Annotated in this window: 4 protein-coding genes; all 4 read left to right on the top strand. The window is 39.1% G+C overall.

Going from position 1 to position 5,071, the window contains the following annotated elements; all coding sequences use genetic code 11:
- The first annotated feature begins 405 nt into the window (after nt 1–405).
- The gene (locus tag KSW37_RS15025) at nt 406–1,401 is read left to right on the top strand and encodes a DUF5119 domain-containing protein (RefSeq protein ID WP_437183136.1); all 996 of its coding nucleotides are present in this window, start codon (nt 406–408) and stop codon (nt 1,399–1,401) included.
- A 67-nt stretch (nt 1,402–1,468) separates the two neighbouring features.
- On the top strand, nt 1,469–2,542 hold the full coding sequence (locus KSW37_RS15030) for a fimbrillin family protein (RefSeq protein WP_217315128.1): 1,074 nt from the start codon (nt 1,469–1,471) through the stop codon (nt 2,540–2,542).
- Nucleotides 2,543–2,560: 18 nt separating this feature from the next.
- Nucleotides 2,561–3,670 carry a fimbrillin family protein gene (locus KSW37_RS15035; RefSeq protein WP_217315130.1) on the top strand — a complete coding sequence of 370 codons (1,110 nt, stop codon included), beginning with the start codon at nt 2,561–2,563 and terminating at the stop codon, nt 3,668–3,670.
- 36 nt (nt 3,671–3,706) lie between these two features.
- Complete coding sequence (locus KSW37_RS15040; RefSeq protein ID WP_217315132.1) at nt 3,707–4,642, top strand: fimbrillin family protein; 936 nt, start codon at nt 3,707–3,709, stop codon at nt 4,640–4,642.
- Nucleotides 4,643–5,071 lie beyond the last annotated feature (429 nt).

Raw genomic sequence — 5,071 nt, forward strand, 5'->3', positions numbered from 1 at the left:
TATGCAACTTTTGGGTACACTATTTCAAAGATCGAATGTTAAACTAACATAACCCGTGAAGGGACTTTTTCAGTGCCCTCCCTGGGCTAGGAGCTTCTGCCCTTTCAGGGCGTGCTGCTTCTGGGGCTTTTGGGCCTTCAGCCCGTAAACCACATGCGAAACTTGAATAAATGATAGAAATGAAACCTACAATCAATTGGTTTGATTGTAGGTTTTTTAATTGCTTGCTAAAAAGGTGGCTACTGGCATTTTTTTTGTGTTGTAACAAAAACGTTATCTTATTTATCATTTAATTTTTATTAAATATTGTTTAAGACCTAAATCAATTTTATGTTGTACTTTTGCACCCGGAATTTTCGAAAAGAATTAATAACTAGAAAAGAAGTTTATAAAGATGAAACATTCATGAAAAGATGTAAAAGATATATAGGACTATTCTTATACTGTTGGCTCCTTATCATTTCGCTTACTTCTTGCATTTATGATGACTATTCCGGTTGTCCCCAAAAGGATAACCGTAGAATGGTGCGGATTAATGTGGATTGGCATTTGTTTGATAAAGAGGTGCCTACTGGTATGACGGTCATGGTGTTTCCCTGGTCAGGTGGTGCTCCGCATACTGTCTTGACTAATGAGATAACTCATGCCGACTTTTCCTTAGAACCTGGAAAATATCATGTACTGGTATTCAACCAGAGTACGACCGAGTTTGGTACACTCGACTTTCAGGGAATGGACTCTTACGAGACGGCGCGAGCTGTGGTACTACATACAACATCGCGCTGGTACTCGCGTGGAGATAATGAATTGATAGGGGTTGAGCCCGAGTGGCTTGCCTCTGATAAACTCGATGAATTCGATGTTTCTGGAGACTATTCTGAGGCTACTTTAACGCCAAGGAATGTGCTTTCGCATATCCAGGTCAACGTGAAAGTTCCAGGTATAGGAAACCTGTATTCTGCGAGAGGATCCTTAACTGGTATTTCAGAAGGATTTCTGCTGGGACAGGGGAAGCCGCTTCAGAGTAGTAAGGTGACTTATCTTCTGGAGTCCTGGACTAAAACGATAGATAAAAATGACGCGACACTGGGAACGTTGACGACATCGTTTAAATGTTTTGGCCTACCAGAAACTGCCCATCTTGATGCAGAAAACAATAAGCTGTCTTTTTCTGCTTTGTTGATAGACAAAAAGACGCAGGTAGATTATCAGTTTGCGGTAGGAGATAAGTTTGAGGAAGATGAAAATTCATCGGAGTTAGGTTATTTTTCTTCTCTCCATGTTGATGTTGAGTTGCCGAAACCTTTACCTGAGGTGAATCCTTCGGAAGGAAGTTCTGGCGGTTTTGACGTCACGGTCAAGGATTGGGGTAAACCTGAGGATATTGATATGGAACTGTAGAAATAGTAAAGTGATAAGAATCAGATAAAGTAATAATAGATTAGTTTAATTTAAAAACATAATAGATATGTATAAGAAATTTTTTATGGGTATTGCTGCAATGGCAGCGTTAACATTGGTAAGTTGTTCAAGCGATGACTTGAATAGTTTTTCAGACAATTCTTCTAAGAACGAGGCTATCAGCTTTGATGGCTATTTGGGAAGAAGTGCAGTTGCTGTAAATGGTTCACGTGGTAGCGAGGTGAAGATAGGTGATCTTCAGACATCTGCTGATGGTTTTGGTGTGTTTGGTAACTATAACTCTACGGGGGGGCAGGAGTTTGGTGCTAATTTGTTCAACAATCAGCAGGTAAAATATTCTAGTACAGATAAAAAGTGGGAATATACTCCTCTTAAGTATTGGCTAACACCAGGCCATATTGATTTCTTGGCGTATGCTCCTTATAATGCAGGAGCGTTTGAAAATACATATCATCTTAAATTTAATGTATCAGGAACAATTACTGAGCAGAAAGATTTGTTGTATGCTAAAGCTGTTGGTCAGACAAAAGAAAATGGTACAGTGACATTTAATTTTGCTCATGCTTTGTCTAGACTTGGTTATTCTGTAAAGTTAAAAGATGCTAGTTATGAATCTGTAGCAACTATTACATTGAATAAGATTACATTGGCAGGATCTAAAGATCTAGCACAAAATGCTTTCTACAAAGAGGGTACCATAGATTTGTCTACAGGTAATTGGTCAACAGCATCTTCTAATGATACTAAATATAATGATGCTAAGCAAAATTTTGTATGGTTCGATAATGAGACGTCTGGTAAAACGTTAAGTAGTAATGATGATGATGCAATTAAAAATTCTGACAGCGAATATTTGTTTGTAATTCCACAGAATTTCTCTAACGGAAATGCAAATAATGATCAACTTTATGTTATCGTAGAGTACACTATAAGCTATAAGGATGGTGTAAAGGCAACAATAAAAAATAAGGTTTGTAAGCAACTTACAAATAACTTCTTGCAGAGCAAGGCATATACAATCAACTTGACCATTGGTCTGACTCCAATCGAATTCAATGCTGAGGTTACTGGTTGGGATCCTATAAATGGTGATGCAATCGATATCGATTCTTGGAAGTAATCGTATCAGATAAAAATAATGAATTTAAATTATCATAAGATGAAGTTTCTTCGTTTAGCTTTTTATGTTTTGATAGCACAGCTGGTATTATCTGGTTGTGCCGGCGAAGCTGTGGAAGAAACTTCATCTTCTTCATCTTCTGATTCTTCTTCTTCTTCTGAAATCAACTTTGATGCTTATGTGGGTCGGAATGCTTCAACCCGTACTAGTGTAACCGATATTGATTTTCTCAAACGGGATATAAAAAACCCAGATAACTTTAACGCTGGATTTGGTGTCTTTGCAAGATACAACCATATATCTCTGCTGGATACTGAACACGTAACCTGGAATAAAGATCAAAATCATTGGGAATATACAAATACCCGATATTGGCCAAGTGAAGGATCTGTGGATTTCTATGCCTTTGCGCCTTATAGTGATGTCCCAAAACTGAATAATAATTTCGAAATAGTTTTTCCTGCTAATTGGTCTCCTGTAGATTTGGTGTATGCTAATGCTGAGAATCAGAAAAAGGCTGACAACCCTGTTAAATTTACTTTCAAACATGCTTTGGCTCGTTTGAGCTTTGAAATCACAGCCAATCCGAAAATAGAGGAAAAGGATGTAGTTATAAAAGTTAAAGAGGTGAAACTATATGGTGAGAAAGAAACTATAGGCATCTTTCGTATGGAGGGCCGTCTGAATCTTAAAACGGGAGGTTGGAGCCCCTACGATAATGGTACTAGATGGTTTTATACTTGGACACCAGATGGCAATGTAGAAGGCGAAGAAGATGGCAAAGAAGATGGCGAAGAAAATAACAAAAAAAATAGTATCATATATAAGTTAAGTGTACCTCCTCAGTTAGACTATAAACATGATAAAGTAACAAATGATAAGGATTCTTATATCTTTATAATCCCTCAGAAGAAGCCCGATTACTTTAATCTAAAGATAACTTATACGGTAACGCAGGGAGATTTTGAGGAAGAGGTGACGGTATATAAAGATCTGTTAAAAGTTCTTCCAGGAGATAGTGATCCGTATTTTAAAGGAGGAAAAGCGTATGTCTTTCATTTGATACTTTCACTTGATCCTATCGATTTCAAAGTAGAGACTACTGTCGATAATTGGGGGATAGGGTGACAATGAAACAATGTTTTTATAAGGATAATCTGGAATATGAAGCGGAATATTTATAGTTATAGTAAGTTATGGATGATTCTCTTTGTCTTGATGGGTGCAGCCTGTACCAATCAAGTGGAGGATGCTATTCCTGTATCTGGTCAGCCTATTGGGTTTTCTGTGCAATCAGATTGGAAGGAAATTCCCAATACTCGTTTGGTTGATGTTAATGGTACAATGAAATTTACCGGAGGTGACAAGGTTCAGATTTTCGGTTTTCATAAATCTTCTCAAGGTGCGGATGAGAATGTTCAGTTTATGTATGATGTAAAAAATCCGAATAATGGTCAGATAGTAACCTATGATGATAAGAGTAATAGCTGGAATTATACCCCCAAGCGTTTCTGGCCTAAATATGGACTGCTAGATTTTTATGCCAGTTATCCATGCAATCCATACAACTCTATTCACTATGACGTAGAAAAGAAGATGATGACTTATGAAAATAATTTGACACAAGATCTGTTGTATGGCTTAGCTACCGATTGGAATCGTGAAAAGAACCCGACCGTATCGATCTGGATGGTGCATGCCTTGGCTAAGGTGAATATTATTTTTGACAAGTCTTTGGGTGATATCGGACAAGTTACAGTCTCGGGTTACAAAGCTGGCCATTTCTCTCCAATGAGCAATGACCATGGAGTCCCTGTTTGGGAAATTGATGATGTTAACACGCATATTAATGCTACCTTTGAATATAAAGACCTGATTAAAAATAATCCTGTTACCGTTACCGTATTTATCTTGCCGAAAAAGATTACGGGACTCTGGATGTGGGATTATGGTGGTCACCCGATTGATGCTTCTAAAGAAATACAGCAATATACGTTTGAAGCAGGAAAGGTATATAATCTCACGATATCAAAAGGAGTACGGAAGAAAAATACAAATAGCCGTTCTATAGCAATGTCTGTCCGTTGTGTTTCGGAATAGCGAAAAAATATCGACCTGAACGGTTGAAATTACCCAATACGCCCTGAACCAGCGGTCACCGGCCGAAGGGAATTGAAAATCGCTGGCCGAAGGGTAAAGCAAAGGTAAAGGGCAGAAGCCCCTGGAAGCAGCACGCCCTGAAAGGGCAGAAGCTCCTAGCCCAGGGCATCGCCCTGGGTAATTACGGACACAAACCTGTCGCCCTGTAAGGGCAAAAGCTTTCAAATACCTGGCAGTATACAAAGCTTTTGCCCTTACAGGGCGTCTTGCTGATTGCTATTATACCCAGGGCGTTGCCCTGGGCTAGGAGCTTTTGCCCTTTCAGGGCGTCAGGGCGTCTTGCTGATTGCTATTATGCCCCCGGCTCGCCCAGGTATTCGAAGATGGTGGATACCTGGCGGGGAGGGAAATACTGGCTACGCTCCTGGT

It is taken from the genome of Segatella copri, from assembly GCF_019127135.1.
Classification (GTDB): domain Bacteria; phylum Bacteroidota; class Bacteroidia; order Bacteroidales; family Bacteroidaceae; genus Prevotella.

What these genes read in the sequence shown, in the direction of transcription:
- KSW37_RS15040 (WP_217315132.1), top strand. Translation starts at nt 3,707, where the DNA reads ATGAAGCGGAATATTTATAGTTATAGTAAGTTATGGATGATTCTCTTT.
- KSW37_RS15025 (WP_437183136.1), top strand. Translation starts at nt 406, where the DNA reads ATGAAAAGATGTAAAAGATATATAGGACTATTCTTATACTGTTGGCTC.
- KSW37_RS15035 (WP_217315130.1), top strand. Translation starts at nt 2,561, where the DNA reads ATGAATTTAAATTATCATAAGATGAAGTTTCTTCGTTTAGCTTTTTAT.
- KSW37_RS15030 (WP_217315128.1), top strand. Translation starts at nt 1,469, where the DNA reads ATGTATAAGAAATTTTTTATGGGTATTGCTGCAATGGCAGCGTTAACA.